Origin of the sequence: Streptomyces longispororuber, from assembly GCF_014656095.1 — a bacterium.
In the GTDB taxonomy this organism is placed as follows: Bacteria; Actinomycetota; Actinomycetes; order Streptomycetales; family Streptomycetaceae; genus Streptomyces; species Streptomyces longispororuber.
Map to the genome: position 1 here is coordinate 98,204 of NZ_BNBT01000005.1, position 19,589 is coordinate 117,792.

Genomic DNA, 19,589 nt, shown 5'->3' on the forward strand with positions numbered 1-19,589 from the left:
CCCGGCCGGGCCCTCGCCCGGGGGCGCGGTGCCGCCCCCGGACGAGGGCCCGCACAGGGCACGGACCCGTCGGCGGGGAGGCCGATTTCCGCCGAGGGTTGCGCCTCCCGCGCGAGTACGGCACAAAAGTCCGCCGAAGCGCCGCGCCCGCCTGATGCAACCGGCCCATCCGCACCGTGGACGGCACGCGACACATTGACCCCCGGGCGGCGCAGGGTGTTCGCTCGGCTACGGTGCGCCAGGACCTCACCTCCGCCGCGGTGGCGGGCGCCCGGCCCCACGTGCCCGGACGGCACCCGGAGACCGCTGTCGACACAGGAGGAACCGATGACCGTTCAGCAGCGCGTGACGGCGGCGGGCGCCGCGCTCACCGCCCTCTGCGCCGTGGCCGTGCTCTCCCCTCCGGGCGTGTCCGCCGCCGAGACCTCCGCGCCGCGTACCGAACGGGTGAGCGTCGGCCCCGGCGGCGCCCAGGGCAACGCCGCGTCCACGCACCCCTCCCTCAGCGCCGACGGCCGCTACGTCGCGTTCGTCTCGGCGTCCAGGAACCTGGTGGCGAACGACACCAACGGCACGCCGGACGCCTTCGTCCGCGACCTGCGCACCGGGACGACGGAGCGCGTCAGCGTCAGGAGCGACGGGAAGCCGAGCCACGGCGTCGTCCGCGAGGTCTCCCTCAGCCCCGACGGGCGGTACGCGGTCTTCACCTCCACCGCCGACGACCTCGTCCGCGGCGGCGACCCCAACGACCTCGACGACGTGTTCCTGCACGACCGGCGCACCGGCAGGACCGAACGGATCAGCCCCACCGGTCCCTCGTACGACGGCCTGCGCGGACCCCTGACGTACGACCCCGCGGTCAGCGGCGACGGCCGCCACGTGGCGTACGCCTCGGGCGCCGGGGACCTCGTCCCGGGGGACGGCAACCAGCGCGACGACGTCTTCGTGTACGACCGCGGGAACAGGACGACGGAGCTCGCGCAGCTCGACAGCGCGGGCGGGCACGGCCAGGGCGACGCGTTCGCCCCCGCGTTCGCGGGCGACTCCGGCGGCCGGTACCTGGCCTTCACCTCCAACACCTCCGGCCTGGCCGGGGTGGAGGACCACGCCTCGGCGACGGACGTCTTCCTGCGCGACCGGGAGCGGGGCACCACGGAGCTCATCAGCGTGCCGCACGGCTACAACCGCAAGACCCCGTCCTGGGACGCCGCCGTCAGCGGCGACGGCCGGTACGTGGCGTTCACGTCGGCCTCCCGGGTGCTCCGGCCGGAGGGCCCGGCCCCGACCAGCTCCCACAACGTCTTCCTGTACGACCGTGAGACGCGGCGCGTGCGGCTGGTCAGCGCCGCCGCGGACGGCACCCCCGCCGACGGGGACAGCGGCGGCGTGTCCCTGAGCCGGGACGGGCGCTACGCGGCGTTCACCTCCGCCGCCGCCAACCTCGCCCCCGAGGACGACGGCGACAGCAGCGCGGACGTGTTCGTACGCGACATGGTGACCGGCCGGGTGGACCTCGTCAGCCGCGAGAGCGAACCGGTGTCCGAGGACACCGCGCCCGGACCGCGCACCGGCGTCAGCGAGGACGGCGGCGCGGTGGCGTTCGACTCCCCGGCAGGGAACCTCGTCCCCGGCGACACCAACGCCGCCGCGGACGTCTTCCTGCGCCGACTGCGCTGACGCCCCGCCGTCCGACCTCCCCCTGACCTCCCCCCCGACCGACCGAAGCCGGTGCGAAAGAGGCTGAACCGTGGCCGCCGAGGAGAACCGTCCCCGCCCCGTGAACTCCCCTGCCGCCGGGCGGACTTGGCGGCCGCGGCACCGCGCGGTGGCCGCGGCCGTCGCGGTGGGGCTGCTGGGCGGTGCCGCCGGAGGCCTCGGCGCGCACCTGCTGTGGCCCGGGGACCCCGGCCCCGGTCCAGGCGGCCGCGAGCGCCCCTCCGCCACCGCCACCGCGGGCCCCGTGGCCGCGCCCATCCGCGCCGCCATGCTGGACCGGCGGCGGGTCGGCGTCGACGTCGTGGCCCGCACGGGCGGCGACCCCGGCTCCTTCACCGGCCAGGCCCGCCTCGACCTGCGCGGCGCCACCACCGCGAGGGCCGCCACCCACGTCCTGTACGACATGGGCGAGGGCCACGCCTGGCACCCGCCGGAGGTCGTGCTGATCGGCAACCGCGCCGTCATCACCCCGGCCGGGGAGATGACCGGCCCCGCGTACGGCCCGGCGGGCTCGTACCGCACCGAGCCCGACGCGACCGCCGCGGCGGCGGACGACACCGCGGTGCGCAACGCCCTGGAGACCCGCTGGCTGGCCCAGCCCGCGCACCTGGTGGCGCTCCTCGACGGCGCCACCGCGCTGCGGACGGACCGCGCCCGCGGCCCCCGCACCCTCACCGGGACCACCCCGCTGCGCGCCCTCGCCGCCGCCCCGGCCGTCGGCCCCCTCTACCGCCCGTACGCGGCAGAGGGCCGCCCCGGGGCCGCCGTCCGCTTCACCCTGGTCGTGGCGGCCGGTGAACTGCCCAGGAGCCTGCGCACCGAGGTGCCCTCCGGCTCCGGCGACGACGTGTTCCGCGTGGAGTACCGCGACTGGGCGAGGGGCGGGCCGATCACCGCGCGGCCGGGTCCCACCCCCGCACCCCAGTGGACCACCGCCCGGGAATCAAACGGTGGTTCGCCGGGTTAGGCATGCGCGTGGCGCCCGGTCCTGCCGGGATCCCGGGCGCTTGGCTCACGTCCCTTCCGTAGCGACGCACAAGGAGACACCGATGGCCCTCACCCGTGAAGAGCGCGAGCAGTTCCTGGCGGAAGCGCACATCGCGGCGCTGTCCGTGGTGGCCGACGAGGAGGAGCGGGCACCGCTGACCCTGCCGATCTGGTACCAGTACGAGCCCGGCGGCGACGTCTGGATCATGACGGGGCGCGACTCGCGCAAGGCCCGACTGATCGCGGCGGCGGGACGGTTCACCCTGATGGTGGACCGACTGGAGCCGACGATCCGGTACGTGGCCGTGGAGGGGCCGGTCGTCGCGACGGAGCCCGCGACCCGCGAGCAGTTGCGCGAGATGGCCGCACGCTACCTGCCCGCGGAGAAGGTCGACGGCTACGTGGACATGGCCGCCAAGGAGCACGGCGAGCAGGTGGTCATCCGGCTGCGCCCGCAGCGCTGGGTGTCCTCGGACCTCGGCAGCGTCTGACCCGGCCCGTCCGGGGCGGCGCACGGGCCCCCGGACCGTCCGGGGCGGTGCGGGGCGCACCCGGCCCCGTCCGGAACGGCGTACCACACCCGGGAGTTCGGGGCGGCCCACGACGGCCGCACTCCGGGGGAGCGCGCGGTCCGGCGGCGCCGTACGGCGGTGACGCGCGCCCCCGGCACCTGCCGTCCCGTCAGCGCCCGACGGCGGCCGCCGCGAGCAACCCCCGTGGCCCGTACGGCCTCTTTCTCTCCAGTGGCCCTCGCCAACTGACCAGAGGGCCCTGACGAGAGGGGAACTGTGCATACGCACGGCTGGAGAAGGGTCGCCCTGGCGACCGGCATGGCCGGGGTGCTCGCGGCGACGGGGGCCACGGCCATGGCCGACACCGCGGCACCGGTCCGGGCCAAGGCGCCCGACCTGCGCGCGGACGTGAACCGCGACGGAAGCGTCGACGTCGGGGGCGACAGCGACACGAGCGGCGAGAACACCTGGACCGCACAGCGGGGGGCGGTCCTCCTGCCCAACATCGACGACGACGCCAAGCGCTGTCCGGTCAAGGACAGCCGGGGGCGGCCCCTGTCGGACGCCGAGCTGGCCCGGTGCAACGACGCGTCGGACACCAAGGTCAACGGCGCCGAGGACGCCGCCGACCTGGCCCGGCTGCGGACCGTGCCGCTGCCCGACGCGGCCGACGGCAGCCGCGGCACCGTCAAGGCGGTGGGCGCGGAGGCCAAGAAGGCCCGTCTGTTCGTCAAGCGGGACGGCCGCTGGGCGCTGCTGAAGCCCACCGACAAGCTCACCGCCAAGGAACTGCGCTCCGGCGTGGAGCTCGGCGTGGAGGCGACCGACGTCGTCCGCGACGCCAGTCGCTGGAACGGGCTCGTGACCGTGCGGTTCACCGTCACCGTCACCGGCGACGGCCCGGCCCGCTCCGACGACGTCGTGCTGCGCACCGCGCCGGTCCTCACCCACCACCACCTCCAGCGCGCGCAGGAGGTCCTGGTGACGAAGGTCAAGGGCGCCGGCGCATACGGCCGCGACCAGCGGAAGTTCGTCAAGGCGCTGGCCGAGCAGGTCAAGGCCGCCGGGATCGGCAAGCCGCTGACCACGTTCACGAAGTACGACGACGTCTGGGCGCAGGACTTCGTCGAGCCGGGCTACGCCAGCATGCCGGGCCCCGGCGGCAAGCCCCGCACGATGCGGGTGCTGATACGTTCCGCCCAGCTCGACCGCCCGGCGGGACGCGAGCTGTTCGAGAAGCTCCGCGGCCCCGACGTCGGCGTGGTGCAGGTCGGCAAGGCCGGTCCCGACGAGGAGTGGACGCTCAACTCCATGGGCAACCTGGAGACCATCCCGCCGTACACGCTCGGCGACAAGAGCTACCCCGCCGGGCGCATCATCCAGGGCTACCGCAAGGACACCGGCTCCAAGCCCGCCAAGTCCATGCGCACGTTCCTGAAGTCGCAGGGCGCCCAGGACCCGCTGCTGCTCGACACCTCCTGGCTGGCGGTCGGGCACGTGGACGAGTTCGTGCAGTTCCTGCCCGCCGACACCGGGCGCGGCTGGCGCATCGGCGTGGCCGACCCCAAGGCCGGCGTGGAGCTGCTGCGCAAGGCCCAGCGCGAGGGCCACGGCGGCAAGAAGATGTTCTCGGTGCCGGGCGGCCCCGGCATCCCGGCGCCCAAGGAGACCATCGACAAGGTCCTCGGCTCCGCGAAGTTCACGGCGGACAACAAGCTCGCCGCCGAGCGCATCGAGGCCAACCTCGCCGTCCTCAAGCGTGAGACCGGCGTCACCGACGCGGAGATCGTGCGCGTGCCCGGCCTGTACGTACGGGACGACGCCGGCGGCAGCGGCCTGAGCAGCAGCCGCAAGCTGCGCCGCCTCGGCCCCGACTCGCTGCGCGCGTTCAACCAGCTCCGCGGCGACGAGGGCCGCTCCGGCAGCGGCACCGGGCCCTCCACCCGCGCCGCCGCGTGGCAGAACAGCGCCTACGTCCCGGGAGCCGTCAACGGCGTGCTGCTCAGCCCGACCCGCTACCTCGCGCCCAAGCAGTGGGGCCCGGTCATCGGCGGCAAGGACATCTTCACCGAGGCCGTGACCTCGGTGTACGCCAAGGCCGGGTTCACCACGTCGTACATCGACGACTGGTACACGTACCACATCGGCATGGGCGAGGTGCACTGCGGCACCAACACGCTGCGGGACACCGGCACCCCGTGGTGGCCCAAGGCCTGACGGGCACGCTCGTGGGGCCGGTGCCCGTCCCCGGCACCGGCCCTTCGCGCATCCGCGCCGTCGCGTGCTGCGCCGCGTCCGCCGTCGTGTCGTCGCCCGCGTGACGTCGGGCGGCGGGGCTCAGGCGGCGAGGCTCAGGCGGGCCCGAGCCGGGCCGCTGCCGCGCGGGGCGGTGCCGACGTACGCCACGGAGGCGCGCGGCTCCGCCACGGAGGACGCCCCGGTGCCGTGGCCGCGGCCCCGCGCGCGCCGGGTGCCGGCCGTCAGCTCGTGGTACGTCAGCCCGAGCAGGTCGCCGAGGCCGAGGCCGAGCGCGTGCGCGGCCGCCGCGAGCACCTCCGACGACGCCTCCTTGCGGCCGCGCTCGACCTCCGACAGATACGGCACCGATATCCGGGCCGCGTCCGCGACGTCCTTCAAGGTGCGCTCCTGCGCCAGCCGTTCACGCCGCAGCACGGCTCCGACGAGGTCGCGCCACAGGGGCTCCTTGGGGGCGGGCTCCGCCGGGGCCGCGGGGGCCGCCGGGCGCAGCGGGATGACGCGGGCGCCCTCATCGGGCCGGCGCGCGGAGGTCGAAGGGCTGGTCGGGTTCGTCGCCTGGCTGCTCACGGGTTCAGCGTAGGAGCCGCGGGGGCGGCCGGGGTGATGTTCTGCCCTCGGCAGAAGCGGGACGGCGGCCTCCGCTCCCGGCCGGACCACCCGCCGTCGCGAGGGGCGGCACATGGCCACCGGGGGCGGGAACTCGCCGGTCGGCCAGGGCGTTGGAGCGGTTGACCCCTGAGCGGTGCGGCTCCCCGCCCGGGGTCTTCCCGGCGCAGACGGCCGGGAGGCCCGACGACCCGCCGACCCGGCCAGGAGGCCCGCGTGCCGTACCGCGCCCGGTCCGCCCGGTCGGCGGCCTCGCTGCTTGCGGTCGTCGCCGCGGTCCTGGCCTTCGTGGTGCCCTCCTCGGGCCCGGGGGCCGCACACGCGATCCAGGCCTGGGCGGCGGCACCCCACACCACTCACGTCGCCGCCGCCCCCGCGGCCCAGGCCTGGGCGGCGGCACCCCACCCCGCCCACGCTGCCTCGGTCCCCACGGCCTCCGGGCGCGCCGAGGCGGGACCCGCAACGCAGGCCTGGAGCACGGCGGCACCGCACCCCGCCTCGGCGCCCGGCGCCTCCGCACCCGCACGGGCCCGCCCGGACGCGCGGGCCCGTGACGACGGTGGACGGGCCGAGGGCCACCGGCCCCCGGACACCGCCGCGCACCAGCTCCAGGGTCCCGCCCCCGCAGGCAGCGCGGGCCCGCACGTCTCCGAGCTTCCGCACAGCACGGCCCCGCACGTCGTGGGGGCACACGCACCAGGGCTTCCGCGCAGCGCGGGCGCCCACGCCTCCGAGCTTCCGCATGCCGAGGGCGCGCACGCACCTGCCCAGGCGCGCAGCGCGGGCCCGCGCGCTCCTGGGCTTCCGTACACCGCAGGCCCGCACACCGCAGGCCCGCACACCGCGGCCCCGCCCACCGCCGCCCACCCCACCCCCGACCTGCCGTACGCCGACCGTGCGACGGTCGCGCACGTCACCCCCGCCCACCTTCCGCATCCGCCCTGGCCGGGTACCACGGCCGCCGACCGGGCCCCGTACCGCTCGGCGGGTGGGCCCGCCGTGGCTCCCGTGGTCGCCCCGCTCGTCCGGCAGGACACCGCCAGCGGGCCCCGGCCGCGTGGTCCGCCCCCGCGATGGAGCAACGACACCGTCATGGACGCCGCCTGACGGGCGCTTCGCGCGCCCGGCCGCCGCGCCGTCCCCCTTCGTCATGCCCTCATCGTGGATGTGGAGTACGCCCATGCCCCGCGCACCCCTGTGGCGGGCGCTCGTCGCGCTCGTCGCCGTCGCCGCCTCGCTGTATCTCGCCCTCACCCAGTCACCCCGCCTCGGCCTCGACCTGAAGGGCGGCACGCAGATCGTCCTGGAGACCAAGGACTCACCCACCGTCGAGGCCGACGAGGCCGCCACCCGCAGGGCCGTCGAGGTGCTGCGGCAGCGCGTCGACGCGCTCGGCGTGTCCGAGCCGAGCCTCGCCCAGGCCGGCGACCGGCGCATCGTCGTCGAACTGCCCGGCGTCCGCGACCCGCGCGAGGCCGCCGAGGTCATCGGCCGCACCGCGCAGCTCACCGTGCACCCGGTGACCGGCGAGACCGACCGCGCCGGCCGGGCCGCGCCCGCCGCCGACGGCTCCCGCACCCTGCCCGACCCCGACCGGCCCGGCGGCCACCTCAAGCTCGGCCCGACCGTCCTCACCGGCGACGGCGTGAAGAACGCCGACGCGGTCCTCGACCAGCAGACCCTCAACGGCTGGTACGTCACCCTCGACTTCCGCGGCGGGGCGGCGGCCGACTGGGCCGACGTGACGGGCAAGGCGGCGTGCGCGCCGCAGGGCGCGCCCGAGCGGCGCGTCGCCATCGTCCTCGACGGCAAGGTCATCTCCGCGCCCGGCGTCAACGCCGACGTGTCCTGCGGCACCGGCATCACCGGCGGCAGCACCCAGATCACCGGCGGCTTCGACGAGGACGAGGCCCGCGACCTGGCCGCCCTCGTCAAGGGCGGCGCCCTGCCGGTGCCCGTGGAGGTCGTCGAACAGCGCACCGTCGGCCCGACGCTCGGCGCCGCCGCCATCGAGGCCAGCACCCGGGCCGCCCTCATCGGCCTCGCCCTGACCGGTCTGTTCATCGTCGTCGTCTACCGGCTCCTCGGCGCCCTCGCCACCTTCGCGCTCGCCCTGTACGGGCTCATGGCGTACGCGGCGCTCCTCGCGGTGGGCGCCACCCTCACCCTGCCGGGCCTCGCCGGCTTCGTGCTTGCCATCGGCATGGCGGTGGACGCCAACGTGCTGGTCTTCGAGCGGGCGCGGGAGGAGTACCTGGGCGCCCGCGCGCTCCGCCCCGACCGGGAGCCCCGCACCACCGCGGCCCCGCGCAGCATGGCCAAGGCGCTGCACACCGGGTTCACCAAGGCGTGGAGCGCGGTCGTCGACTCGAACGTGACGACGCTGCTCGCCGCGGGCCTGCTGTTCTTCTTCGCCACCGGCCCGGTCAAGGGCTTCGGCGTGACCCTGTCGATCGGCGTGCTCGTGTCCATGGTCGCGTCGTTCGTCGTGACCCGGACGCTCGCCGAGACGGCGGTGCGCCGCCGCTTCGTGCGCGCCCGGCCGAAGCTGACGGGCCTCGCCGGCACCGGCCGCGTCCGCACCCTGCTCGCACGCCGCGACCCCCAACTGGTCTGCCACCGTGGCCGCTGGCTCGGCGCCGGCGCGCTCCTGGTCGCCGTGGCGGTCGCCGGGATCGTGGTGCGCGGGCTCGACCTGGGCGTCGAGTTCACCGGGGGCCGCATGGTGGAGTACAGCACCAGCCGCTCCGTGGACGCCGACACGGCCCGCGCGGCCGTCGCGGACGCGGGCTTCCCGCGCGCGGTGGTGCAGGAGTCCGGCGACGGCGAGACCGCCGACATCACCGTCCGCACCGGCGACCTCACCGACGCCGAACAGCAGCGGATCAAGGAGGCCCTGGCGGGCCCCGGCGGCGAGGTGACCGTCGAGCGCGACGAGCGCATCGGCCCCAGCATCGGCGACGAGCTGCGCCACAAGGCGCTCATCGCGCTCGGCATCGCCGTCGCCGCCCAGCTCCTGTACCTCAGCGTCCGGTTCCGCTGGACGTTCGCGACGGCCGCCGTGGCCGCGCTGGTCCACGACGTGCTGCTGGTCGTCGGCCTGTTCGCGTGGCTCGGCAAGACCGTGGACAGCGTCTTCCTCGCGGCCGTGCTCACGGTCATCGGCTACTCCGTCAACGACACCGTGGTCGTCTTCGACCGCGTCCGCGAGGCGCGGCGCCGCGACCCGCGGGCCGAGCTGGCGGCCCTCGCCAACCAGGCCGTCCTGCGCACCCTGCCGCGCACCGTGAACACCGGCATGGGCGCGCTGTTCGTCCTGGCCGCGCTGGCCGTCCTCGGCGGCGACTCGCTCGCGGACTTCTCCGTCGCCCTGATCGCGGGCGTCCTGCTCGGCATGGCCTCGACGGTGTCCGTGGCGGTCCCCGGGGCGGTGCTCCTGGAGCGGCGCAACCCGGCGCCGCCCCGCCAGGACCGGACCTCCGACGGCCGCGGCCCCGCCGGCCCGCCGGCGGCGCGGCGCCGGCGTGACGGCTCCGGGGCGGTGGTCTGACAGCCACCCCCCGGCCCGCCGTCCGCGCGGTCAGCCGCCCAGGAAGTCCAGGGCGACGGCCGCGTGGACGGCGCTGCCGACCGCCATCGCGTCCTCGTCGAAGACGACCCGGTTGGAGTGGATGTCGGGGGTGCCCTCGGGCGGTGTGCCCGGCGGCCGGGTGCCGAGGTACGCCATGGTGCCCGGGACGCGTTCGAGGACGTACGAGAAGTCCTCGGCGCCCATCACCGGCTCGGGCAGGTGGTGGACGCGGTCCGTGCCGAGCAGGGCATCGGCGGCGGTGTGCGCGGCCGCGGTGAAGCCCGCGTCGTTGACGACCGGCGGATAGCCCTCCTCCAGGTCCACCTCCGCCGTGGCGCCGTGCGCCGCCGCGACGTGGCGGGCGACCCGGGTGACGTTCTCCCGCATCAGCTTCCGCGCCTGCGGCGTCAGCGTACGGAAGGTGCCGTCCAGTTCGGCGGTCTCGGGGATGATGTTGGTGGTGGTGCCCGCGGCGATCCGGGCGACGGTCAGCACCACCGGGTCGAAGACGTGCGCCGTGCGGGTCACCATCGTCTGGAGGGCCTGCACGATCTCGCAGGCGACGGGCACCGGGTCGAGCGCCAGGTACGGCGCCGAGGCGTGCCCGCCCCGGCCGCGGACCGTGATGCGCAGCAGATCGGCGGCGGCGAACGACGGCCCGGGCCGCAGGTGCACGGTCCCCGTCTCGAACCGCGTGGAGACGTGCAGCGCGAAGGCCCCCTCCACACCGGCGCCGTCGGCGGTCTCCAGGACCCCCTCGTCGATCATGTGCCGGGCGCCGCCGCCCTTCTCCTCGCCGGGCTGGAACATGAACACGACCCGGCCGGGCAGCTCCGCGCGCCGCTCGGCGAGCAGTCGTGCGGCGCCGACCAGCATCGTCGTGTGCAGGTCGTGCCCGCAGGCGTGCATCACGCCCGGCACCTCGGAGGCGAACTCCAGGCCCGTCTCCTCCTGCTGCGGCAGCGCGTCCATGTCGCCGCGCAGCAGGATCGTCCGCCCGGGGCGGCCGCCGTCCAGCGTGGCCACCACCGAGCTGAGCGCCCGCCCCGTCGTCACCGTCAGCGGCAGCCCGTCCAGGGCGTCGAGCACCGTCCGCTGGGTGCGCGGCAGGCGCAGCCCGGTCTCCGGGGCGCGGTGTAGCGCCCGCCGCAGGGCGACGAGCCCGGGCAGCAGCCGCAGCGCCGCGGCGGTCAGGGGTTCCTGCGGGACGGAGCTCATGGCGTCGACACCCCCGGTCGGACGGACGGGACGGGCAGCGAGAACACTGCCCGTCCCGGGGGTGCGTCATACCTGGCCCGCGGCCGGGACGACGGCGTCCACGCCGGGCGGTGCCGGGGTCAGCGCGTGACGCGCCAGGTCAGCTCGCCCGTCAGGAGCCCGCGCAGCTCGGGGTCGCGGACCGCGCGGGTGGTGTCCCGCGCACGGACCGTCACCGTGTGCGCGCGGCCGTCGGCGGGCACGCCCAGGGAGCGCGGGGTGACGGTCCGCGCGTCCTCGCCCTTGTGGGCGGCCCGGCCGTCGACGAACCACCGCAGCCGGACGCCCTCGCCCGCCTCGACGGTGACGCGCTGTCCCCGCCGCACCGCGCTGTCGGTGGGCGTCCTGCCGGTGACGACCGACGCGTGCCGGTGGAAGCCCGCGATCATCGCCTCGCGCCCGGGCAGGTTGAACTCCCGGCCCAGGGTGCGCATGATCGAGTTGTCCGTGGGCCGGTACAGGCCGCGCGGATGGTAGCCGCCGCCCTGGTACGCGCCGACGGTGCCGCCGTCCGGGGAGGTCCGGCCGATCCAGCGGTACCACTTCTTCTGCTGCGCGGTGAGCTGCGCGGCCGTGAGCTTGCTGATGTTCGACTCCCACGGCTCGGCGCCCGTGTAGGTGCCGTACTCCTCGTACCAGTACTCGTCCGCCAGCTTGCCCAGCGAGTGGCCCGTCTCGTGTACGACGACCTGCGAGGACCGCGCGTTGTCGGAGGAGGCGGTGGCGATGCCGTCGTAGCCGGACGGCGAGGTGATGTCGTTGTAGCCCGCGCCGCCGTACTTCGTGGAGTTGGCGAGGACGATCACCAGATCCGGGTCGGCGGCCTTGCGCGCGTAGGCCTCCACCTTGTTGGTGTCGACACACAGCAGCCGCTCGATGCCGTCGCAGAAGAAGGCCGAGCCGAGCGCGGTGTCCTTGCGCACCCCGCTCGCCGGGTCGCCGGAGACACCCGACTGGCGCGAGTGGGCGTCCACCGCCCAGACGTTGAAGAGGTGCTTGTACGAGGCGTAGGGCTCGACCGCGGAGACCTCCGCCCACTTGGCGCGCACGTCGGCGTGGAAGTCCTCCTGCTGGGCGGCGGTGTAGCCGTCGCCGATGAACACGACGTCGGCCTTGGAGCCGACGGGACCGTTGCGCACGATCGGCACCACGTCGCCGTCGCCCGCGACGGCTCGGCGCTCCGCCCCGGACAGCGGCTCGGACGGCGGCACGTGCGTGTGGCGGGGGTGGCCGTCCACGCCGAAGTACTCCACGCGCTGGTGGGACGAGCCGGCGGACGGATCCGGGTGGGCTTTCGGACGGGCTGCGGGGCGGGCTTCCGAGGGGGTGGCCGCGCGGGTTCCCCGGGGGGCTTCCGGGTGGGCGGTGGCGGCGCCGGTGGCGGCGAGCGTCGCCGTGGCCAGGACGCCCGCGGCCAGGGCGATCCGCAGGCGCGTACGTCTGGCACTGCCGGATATGCCATATATGTCAGGCATGTCAGGTGTGCTGGACGCGCTGGATGAGCCGGATGGGCCTGATGCGCCGGACGGGCTGGAAGAGTCGTTACGCATGTGGGGGTCTCCTGAAGTGTGCCGATTAAACGGCGAGTTAAGCCGAGTTAAGGCGTGGCTCAACGTAGAGGCCTCCGCGAGGGGTGGCAATGGTCCGGGCGAAGTTGCGCACGGGACGCGTGAGTTGGCGGTGGCTTCGCGCCACCCGGCAAACCCGTCCGGCCCCTATCCAACCCCCGCGTCCATCGACTTAGCTCAGGTCACGGACCTGTGAACGCTGCACGGAGGGGGAGAGGTGGCGGAAAGCAGCCCCGAGGGGGCACGGCTCGACGACCCGGCGGAGATCGGCCGCCGGGTGCTCCGGCTGCGTACCGAACGAGGCCTCACCCAGCGGCAGTTGGCCGAACCCGCGTACACGCCCGCCTATGTCTCCACCCTGGAGTCCGGCCGGGTCCGCCCCTCCGAGGCCGCCCTCAGGCACCTCGCCGGGCGCCTCGGCGTCGGCTACGAGGAACTGGCCACCGGGCGCCCCGCCCGGCTGGGCACCGAGCTGCGCCTGCGCCTCACCGACGCCCGCCGCGCCCTGGCCACCGGCGCGCCCGAGGACGCCGCCGCCGTCTTCCGCGCCCTGCGCGACGAGGCCGCCGCGCACGAGCTCGTCCCCGAACAGGCCGCCGCGCTCCAGGGGCTCGGCGACTGCCTGCTGGAGTCCGGCGACCTCGGTGAGGCCCGCGACTGCTTCGCCGCCGTGGAGCGGCTGCTCGCCGACGAGCCGCTGCCGCGCCGCGTCCCCGCCATCCGCGGCCGCGCCACCGCCCACCTCCTCACCGGCGAACTCCGCTACGCCTGCTACCTCCTGGAGACCGCCCTCGACGAGCTCAACGCCTCCGGCCTGCACGACCCCGACGCCCTGCTGCTCCTCTACACCGCGTCCATCGCCCCCTACATGGACATGGGCGCCCACGCGCGCGCCGCCCACGCCGCCGAGCTGGCCCTCGCCCTGGCCCCGCGCGTCAGCGACCCGGCGCTCGTCGCCCACATGCACCGCGGCGTCGCCCGCACCCTCATCGCCGAGGGCCGCACCGCCGAGGCCGACGCCTCCCTCGCCAAGGCCCAGGAGCTCTACCAGCACCTGCACATCCGGACCGAACTCGCCCACTGCCACTGGATGCGCGGCTACGTCCACGCCCAGGACGGCGACCTGGAGAGCGCCGAGCGGGAGCTGCGCACCGCCCGCGACATGCTCGCCTCCAAACGCGCCGCCCTGTTCACCGAGCAGGTGGAGGTCGAACTGGCGGACGTCCTGCGCCGGCGGGGCAGGCCGAGCGAGGCGGAGGCACTGCTGCTGCCCCTGGTGGTCGGCACGAGGGCGGGGGCCGGGGCCGGTACCGATACCGGTATCAGGGCTGAGGGTGAGGGTGATGGTGCGTACGGGGACGACGGTGACGGCAGCGACGGTGGGGACGGCAGTGACGGCAGCAAGGACAGTGACGGCAGTGACGGTGGGGACCGGCGAGACGGCCGCGGCACCGGCGACGGTCGCGACACGTGCGACGGGGGAGACGTCCGCGACACGTGCGACGGGGGAGACGTCCGCGACACGTGCGACGGGCGCGACGGGCGAGACGGCGGAGTCCACGGCGAGGCCGCCCAGGCCGACGAAGGCCGCGGGCACGCCCGGGACGGCGGTCCGCTCGGGGCCGAGCGCGGTGCCGTGCACGCGGGCGGCGCGCACCGTCTGCTCGGCCTGATCGCGGAGGAGCGCGGCGACACCGAGATCGCGGAGGAGCACTACTGCGCGGCCCTGTCCCTCCTGGAGCGCTCCAGCGCCGCGGGGGACCTCGCCGACCTGTGCCGCCTCCTCGGCGACCTGTTCCGCCGCACCGGCCGCGTCGAAGCAGCCCTGGACGCCTACCGCACGGGCCTCGGCCACCGGGCCGCCCCCGGCACGACGACACTGGGCCCGGCCCCGGCGACGCCGCCGCTGTGAGCGGCGCGGGCCGCTGTCCCGGGCGCCCCGGCCCGCGGTCCCGGCAGGCGGGCGCGCACGGAAGCCGTGCGGGGTGATCTCCGGCTCTGCTTCGATGGGCCCATGGCATCCATGCAGCCCATGACGGTCGGCGGGGACGGCGGGAACACGGCGGCGGCGCCCGGCCGGGCGGCCCCCGCGCGGACACCGGTCGACTGGCCCGCCACCCTCACGACGGCGCGGCTGACCCTGCGCCCGGTCGAGCAGGCGGACGTGCCGTACGCCGTGCGGCTCTGGACGGACCCGCGGGTGCGGCGGTACCTCGGCGGGCCCGTGGCCGCCGACGTCGTACGCGTCCGCGAGCGCCACTGCGCGGGCGTCCCCGGGGCATTCGCCGTCGTACGGGACGAGGACGGCGCGGTGCTCGGCCTGGTCGTGGCCGAGGCCGACGGCCACGACGGCCGTACCGAGGTGTCGTACCAGTTCCTGCCCGAGCACTGGGGCCGCGGCTACGCACGCGAGGCCGTCGCCGCCGTGGCCGGCTGGGCCCGGGGCGGGGTGCGCTCGCCCGTCCCCGGCGTGGCCGCCGTCACCCAGCGGGCCAACAGCCGCTCGCGGCGGCTCCTGGACGCCCTCGGCGCCGTGCCCGCCGAGGACTTCGTCGCCTGGGGCGAACCGCAGGTCCTGTACGTGTTCCCGCCGACGGGACCGGCGGAGGGCGGCCCGGTGCGGTGACCGGGCGGGCCCGAAAACCGGAGGAAGCTCGGCAGGGGCCTTGTTACGCTGGAGGCATGGCTCGAGGTATCTGGTCGCAGAAGGTCCGCTCCGCCCGCTGACGGCGGCGCCCCCTCCTTGCTGACACCGCGCCCGCCGTCCCGGTTCCCGCCGGGCGGCACTTCTCGCTGCCCGGCTCCCTGCGAGCTGCGGAGCACCCTTGAACCCCACTCCCGCCCCGGAAACCCTCGCCCTGCCCGCCGACGCGGGCGCCGCCGCGCACGTCCGAGCCGAGGGCGTCACCGTCGTACGCGGGTCCCGGCGCGTCCTGCACGACGTCTCGGTCACCGTCCCGGCCCGGTCGCGCCTCGCCGTCGTCGGCGAGAACGGCCGGGGCAAGACGACCCTCCTGAGCGTCCTCGCCGGGCTCGTCGAGCCCGACCAGGGCACCGTGCACCGGGCCGGCACCATCGGCCTGGCCCGCCAGGACCTGCCCGCCCGCCCCGGTGACACCGTCGGCACCCTCACGGCACAGGCGCTGGCCGCCTCACGTGCCGCCCTCGCCGCGCTGGACGGGGCGACCCGCGCCCTGGCCGACGGCGACCCCGCCGCCGACGACCGCTACGCCGCCGCGCTCGACGCCGCGACCCGGCTCGACGCGTGGGACGCCGAGCGGCGCGTCGACGTCGCCCTGGCCTCCCTCGGCGCACCCGCCGACCGCGACCGCCCGCTGTCGACGCTGTCGGTCGGACAGCGCCACCGGGTCCGGCTGGCGTGCCTGCTCGGCGCGCACCACGACGTGCTGCTGCTCGACGAGCCGACCAACCACCTCGACGCCGACGGCCTCGCCTTCCTGACCCGCGCGCTGCGCGCCCACGGCGGCGGCCTGGCCGTCGTCAGCCACGACCGGGCGCTGCTGCGCGACGTCGCCGACCGGTTCCTCGACCTCGACCCGACCCGCGACGGCAGGCCGCGCCTGTACGCGGGCGGCTACGACGCCTGGCAGGAAGCCCGGCGGCGCGAGCGCGAGCGCTGGGAACACGACCACGACGAGCAGATCGCCGAACACCGGCGCCTGACCGACGCGGTGGCCAGGGCGCGCGACCGCCTGACCACCGGCTGGCGGCCGGACAAGGGCACCGGCAAGCACCAGCGCCAGTCCCGCGCCCCGGGCGTCGTCCAGGCGCTGCACCGGCAACGGGAGGCCCTGGCGGCGCACCGGGTCGACATACCGGTGCCGCCCCCGGCACCCCGCTGGCCGGACCCGGGCGTCCGTCCCGGTACGCCGCTGCTGCGGGCGCACGGCGTCGCCGTCACGGGGCGCCTCGCAGGACCGGTCGGCCTGACCCTGGACGGCGGCGACCGGCTGCTCGTCACCGGCCCGAACGGCGCCGGGAAGTCCACGCTGCTGGCGGTCCTCGCCGGTGCCGTGGAACCCACCGACGGGTACGTGCGCACGGCGCGGGGCGCCCGGGTCGTGCGGCTCGCCCAGGAGACCGCCGAGCAGGACCCCGACCTCACCGCCGACGACACGTACGCCCGCCACGTGGGCCTGCTGGTGGTGCGCGGGGTGCTGCGGGACGCCGACGCCGTGCCGCCGGCCGCCCTCGGCCTGCTCGACGCCGAGGCGTGGCGCACACCGGTCGGGCGCCTGTCGCAGGGCCAGCGACGCCGCCTGGACCTGGCGCTGGTTCTGGCCGGACGGCCCGGCCTCGTCCTGCTCGACGAGCCGACCAACCACCTGTCCCCGGCCCTCGTCGACGAGCTGACCGCGGCCGTCCGCACCACGAGCGCGGCCGTCGTCGTGGCCACGCACGACCGGCAGCTCCTCCGCGACCTCGCGGACTGGCCCCGCCTCACGGTGGATTCTCCCCGTACGGAATAGCGCCGCATTCTTGCCGGTCAATTTCCCGTCCCTATAGCCTGGTTCGGAAATCCGCCGGTGTTCCTGGTGGACCGGAAAGGCTCGTCCGAGACCGAAAGGACCTGGTTCGTGGGTCATGACGCGCACACCGCCCCTTCCTCGGCCAGTACGACCGTGGCCGAGGGATTCGCCCGCTGGAGCCCCCCGCTGCGGAAGGAATTCGACGACAACGCCCACAACGGCTGCGTCGGCCGGACGCTCCTGAAGGAGACCGACACCCTGCGCGTCTGGCGGACCGATCTCCGGCCAGGGGAGCGGATACCGGTCCACCGGCACGTCCTCGACTACTTCTGGATAGCCCTGACCGGCGGGAAGGCGCGTCAGCACAGCAGCGACGGAAGCAGCAGGGAGATCACGTACGACCGCGGCCACACCCGGTACTTCCGCTGCGCCGAAGGCCGTCACCACCTGCACGACCTGAAGAACATCGGTGACGAGATGCTTTCCTTCCTGGTCGTCGAAGAAAAGGGTTAGATTGCCGCTCGGGAGCCGAGTCTTTTCATCGGCTCTTTTCGCGGTCGTTCCCCTTCTCGGCCGCCCTCCTCACAGGGCGGCCGAGAGCGCTTCGAGCAACGCGTCGTTCGCGTGCCGGTCGCCGATCGAGACGCGGCAGGTGTCCGGCAGGGCGCGTCCGGTGTCGGCGACGAGAATTCCCGCGCCGTGGAGCCGATCGAGCACCTGCTCGTGCTTGTGGAGCCGCACCAGCAGGAAGTTGGTCTCGGACGGGAACACCCGGTCCACCGCCGGGTGCTCCGCCAGCGCCGCAGCCATCCGGTCCCGCTCGGCACGGACGCGCCGGACGCCGGCGAGCACCTCGTCCGCGTGGGTCAGCCGGTCCCGTACGGCGTGCTGCGAGGCGTCGGTGAAGCCGAACGGCACCTGCACCCGGCGCAGCGCCTCGACGACGCCGGGCGCGGCCAGCACGACGCCGCAGCGCGTGCTCGCGAGCCCCCAGGCCTTCGACAGCGTCCGCAGCACGACGAGGTTGTCGTACCGCCCCACCAGACCGGCGTACGACGGCTTCCCGCTGAACTCGACGTAGGCCTCGTCGATCACCACCAGGCCGCTGCCGCGCTCCACCAGCGCCCGTACGCGCGCCTCGTCGAGCCTGGTCCCCACCGGGTTGTTCGGGTCGCACAGGAAGGTCACCCGCGGACCGGCGGCGAGGACCCCGTCGACGTCCAGGTCGGACACGTCGTCGCCGCGCAAGGGCACGTCGACGACGGACAGCCGCTGGACCCGCGCGAAGTGCTCGTACAGCGGGAAGGTGGGCGACGTGACGCACACGCGGTCGCCGGGCGAGGTCAGCGCCGTCAGGAGCAGCGCGGCACCGTCGACGGCCCCGCTGGTGAACAGCAGGTGGTCCGGGCTCAGCTCCCCGAACCCGTCGTGGCCGGGCCACCGCCCGAGCGCGGTGAGGTACGCCGTGGCGAGTTCGGTCGTGTCGAGCTGCGGGTAGCGGCTCCCCGCGCCCAGGAACGGGTGGGTGTTGCTGGACAGGTCGACCAGGTCGAACCGCGGCTGCCGCCGGAACCGGGCCGGACCCGGGACCGGCACCGCCCTGACGGCAGGAGCCGCGAAGGCCGTGACGGCCGCCTCCTGCGCCCCACCGGCCCCCTCCGCCGCACCCGGCACCGGCGCCAGGCCGGGGGCGTACAGCCAGTGGTCCAGAGGGATCAGCAGGTCGGCGCCCAGGGAGCGCAGGCGCGCGGCGTCCCCGCGGCCCAGGTGGACCCAGTCCAGGCCGGAGCGGCGCGCGCCGAGGTACACCTCGTACAGGCACGCCGCCGCGAAGCCGTCCCGCGCGGCCGGGGCGTCGTCGTCCGTGGCCGGGGCGAGCACGTAGACGCCCCGGCCGTTGTGCGACGCGGTCAGCAGCGTGGCGTGCACCACCGCGCGGTCGTCACGGCTCACCAGCAGCGCGGTGCGCCGGCCCAACGGCCCCCGCGCCAGCGCGTCGAGAGCGGCGGCGCCGTACAGGCCGCCGCGCGCGCCCCCACCGTCACGGCCGCCCTCGCGCCGGTGGAGGGCGGCGAAGGCCTCCCGAGCCCACGGGCGCGCGTCCAGTTCGCTCAGCGGGACCCGCTCCCAGCCGACCTCCCGGGCCGCCTCGGCGTGGCGGCGCCGCAGGTCACCAAGCCGGTGTGGGCCCAGCCGGGCCCGCAGCACGTCGTCGGCCTCCCCGGGCAGCCGCACCACGCCCTCGACGCCCGCCGCCACGGGGACGAACCCCGCCTCCCGCAACGGCCCGGTGTCGTCGCCGCGGCGGACACGGGGCACGAGGACCTGGGACACCCCCAGCGCCTCCGCCCGGCGCACCAGCTCGTCGAGGGAGCGGTGCGAGGGCGCCGGGTGGGACGGGGCGTACGGCGCCCCGCCCCCGATCAGGGTCGGGCGGTCGAGGACCGCGGGGCCGAGGGCGGCGAACGCGTCGGCGTCCTCGCCCAGTCGGGCCAGGGAGCACACGGGCTCCCTCGACCCGAGCGCGGCGCACAGCACGTGCCGCAACGCGTCGATGTCCGCGGTCCTGCGCATACCGGGCACTCCTCTGGGTCACTGGGGCGGTGTGGTGCTGGTGGAGGTG

The 19,589-nt window shown here is 75.8% G+C and carries 14 protein-coding genes; 10 read left to right on the forward strand and 4 right to left on the reverse strand.

Annotated elements, in window-relative coordinates; translation table 11 throughout:
• The first annotated feature begins 327 nt into the window (after positions 1-327).
• From IE330_RS03080 to IE330_RS03095, 4 genes are all read left to right on the forward strand, one after another.
• Entirely contained in the window at positions 328-1,677 is a 1,350-nt protein-coding gene (locus tag IE330_RS03080; RefSeq protein ID WP_190134249.1) for a TolB family protein, read from the forward strand.
• A gap of 70 nt (positions 1,678-1,747) precedes the next feature.
• Entirely contained in the window at positions 1,748-2,683 is a 936-nt protein-coding gene (locus tag IE330_RS03085; protein ID WP_190134250.1) for a hypothetical protein, read from the forward strand.
• A gap of 82 nt (positions 2,684-2,765) precedes the next feature.
• Complete coding sequence (locus tag IE330_RS03090; RefSeq protein ID WP_190134251.1) at positions 2,766-3,194, forward strand: pyridoxamine 5'-phosphate oxidase family protein; 429 nt, start codon at positions 2,766-2,768, stop codon at positions 3,192-3,194.
• 339 nt (positions 3,195-3,533) lie between these two features.
• Positions 3,534-5,432 carry a protein-arginine deiminase domain-containing protein gene (locus tag IE330_RS03095; RefSeq protein WP_190134286.1) on the forward strand — a complete coding sequence of 633 codons (1,899 nt, stop codon included), beginning with the start codon at positions 3,534-3,536 and terminating at the stop codon, positions 5,430-5,432.
• A 120-nt stretch (positions 5,433-5,552) separates the two neighbouring features.
• On the opposite strand, the gene IE330_RS03100 is transcribed toward IE330_RS03095, so the two are convergent.
• Positions 5,553-5,969: a helix-turn-helix domain-containing protein gene (locus IE330_RS03100; protein ID WP_190134287.1), complete on the reverse strand. Its 417-nt coding sequence runs from the start codon at positions 5,967-5,969 to the stop codon at positions 5,553-5,555.
• A 327-nt stretch (positions 5,970-6,296) separates the two neighbouring features.
• Between IE330_RS03100 and IE330_RS03105 the strand changes: the two genes are divergently transcribed.
• Together IE330_RS03105 and secD are read left to right on the forward strand one after the other, a co-directional pair.
• On the forward strand, positions 6,297-7,187 hold the full coding sequence (locus tag IE330_RS03105) for a hypothetical protein (protein WP_190134252.1): 891 nt from the start codon (positions 6,297-6,299) through the stop codon (positions 7,185-7,187).
• A gap of 73 nt (positions 7,188-7,260) precedes the next feature.
• Positions 7,261-9,630: a protein translocase subunit SecD gene (gene secD, locus IE330_RS03110; protein WP_190134253.1), complete on the forward strand. Its 2,370-nt coding sequence runs from the start codon at positions 7,261-7,263 to the stop codon at positions 9,628-9,630.
• A 30-nt stretch (positions 9,631-9,660) separates the two neighbouring features.
• On the opposite strand, the gene IE330_RS03115 is transcribed toward secD, so the two are convergent.
• Both IE330_RS03115 and IE330_RS03120 read right to left on the reverse strand, forming a co-directional pair.
• Positions 9,661-10,869, reverse strand: a complete 1,209-nt coding sequence (locus tag IE330_RS03115) for a M20 metallopeptidase family protein (RefSeq protein WP_190134254.1) — start codon at positions 10,867-10,869, stop codon at positions 9,661-9,663.
• Between the two features lie 119 nt (positions 10,870-10,988).
• Positions 10,989-12,383, reverse strand: a complete 1,395-nt coding sequence (locus IE330_RS03120) for a M64 family metallopeptidase (protein WP_190134255.1) — start codon at positions 12,381-12,383, stop codon at positions 10,989-10,991.
• Positions 12,384-12,693: 310 nt separating this feature from the next.
• Here IE330_RS03120 and IE330_RS38710 point away from each other — a divergent pair, with 310 nt between their 5' ends.
• The 4 genes from IE330_RS38710 to IE330_RS03145 all read left to right on the forward strand — a co-directional run bounded on the left by IE330_RS38710 (position 12,694) and on the right by IE330_RS03145 (position 17,479).
• Positions 12,694-14,388: a helix-turn-helix domain-containing protein gene (locus tag IE330_RS38710; protein WP_229925327.1), complete on the forward strand. Its 1,695-nt coding sequence runs from the start codon at positions 12,694-12,696 to the stop codon at positions 14,386-14,388.
• A gap of 102 nt (positions 14,389-14,490) precedes the next feature.
• On the forward strand, positions 14,491-15,102 hold the full coding sequence (locus tag IE330_RS03135; protein WP_229925328.1) for a GNAT family N-acetyltransferase: 612 nt from the start codon (positions 14,491-14,493) through the stop codon (positions 15,100-15,102).
• 199 nt (positions 15,103-15,301) lie between these two features.
• Positions 15,302-16,966, forward strand: a complete 1,665-nt coding sequence (locus tag IE330_RS03140; RefSeq protein WP_190134256.1) for an ABC-F family ATP-binding cassette domain-containing protein — start codon at positions 15,302-15,304, stop codon at positions 16,964-16,966.
• 108 nt (positions 16,967-17,074) lie between these two features.
• Positions 17,075-17,479, forward strand: a complete 405-nt coding sequence (locus tag IE330_RS03145; RefSeq protein WP_190134257.1) for a cupin domain-containing protein — start codon at positions 17,075-17,077, stop codon at positions 17,477-17,479.
• Between the two features lie 69 nt (positions 17,480-17,548).
• Here IE330_RS03145 and IE330_RS03150 read toward each other — a convergent pair whose 3' ends face one another.
• Positions 17,549-19,540 (reverse strand): aminotransferase class I/II-fold pyridoxal phosphate-dependent enzyme, encoded by a 1,992-nt coding sequence (locus IE330_RS03150; protein ID WP_190134258.1) that lies wholly within the window; start codon positions 19,538-19,540, stop codon positions 17,549-17,551.
• Positions 19,541-19,589 lie beyond the last annotated feature (49 nt).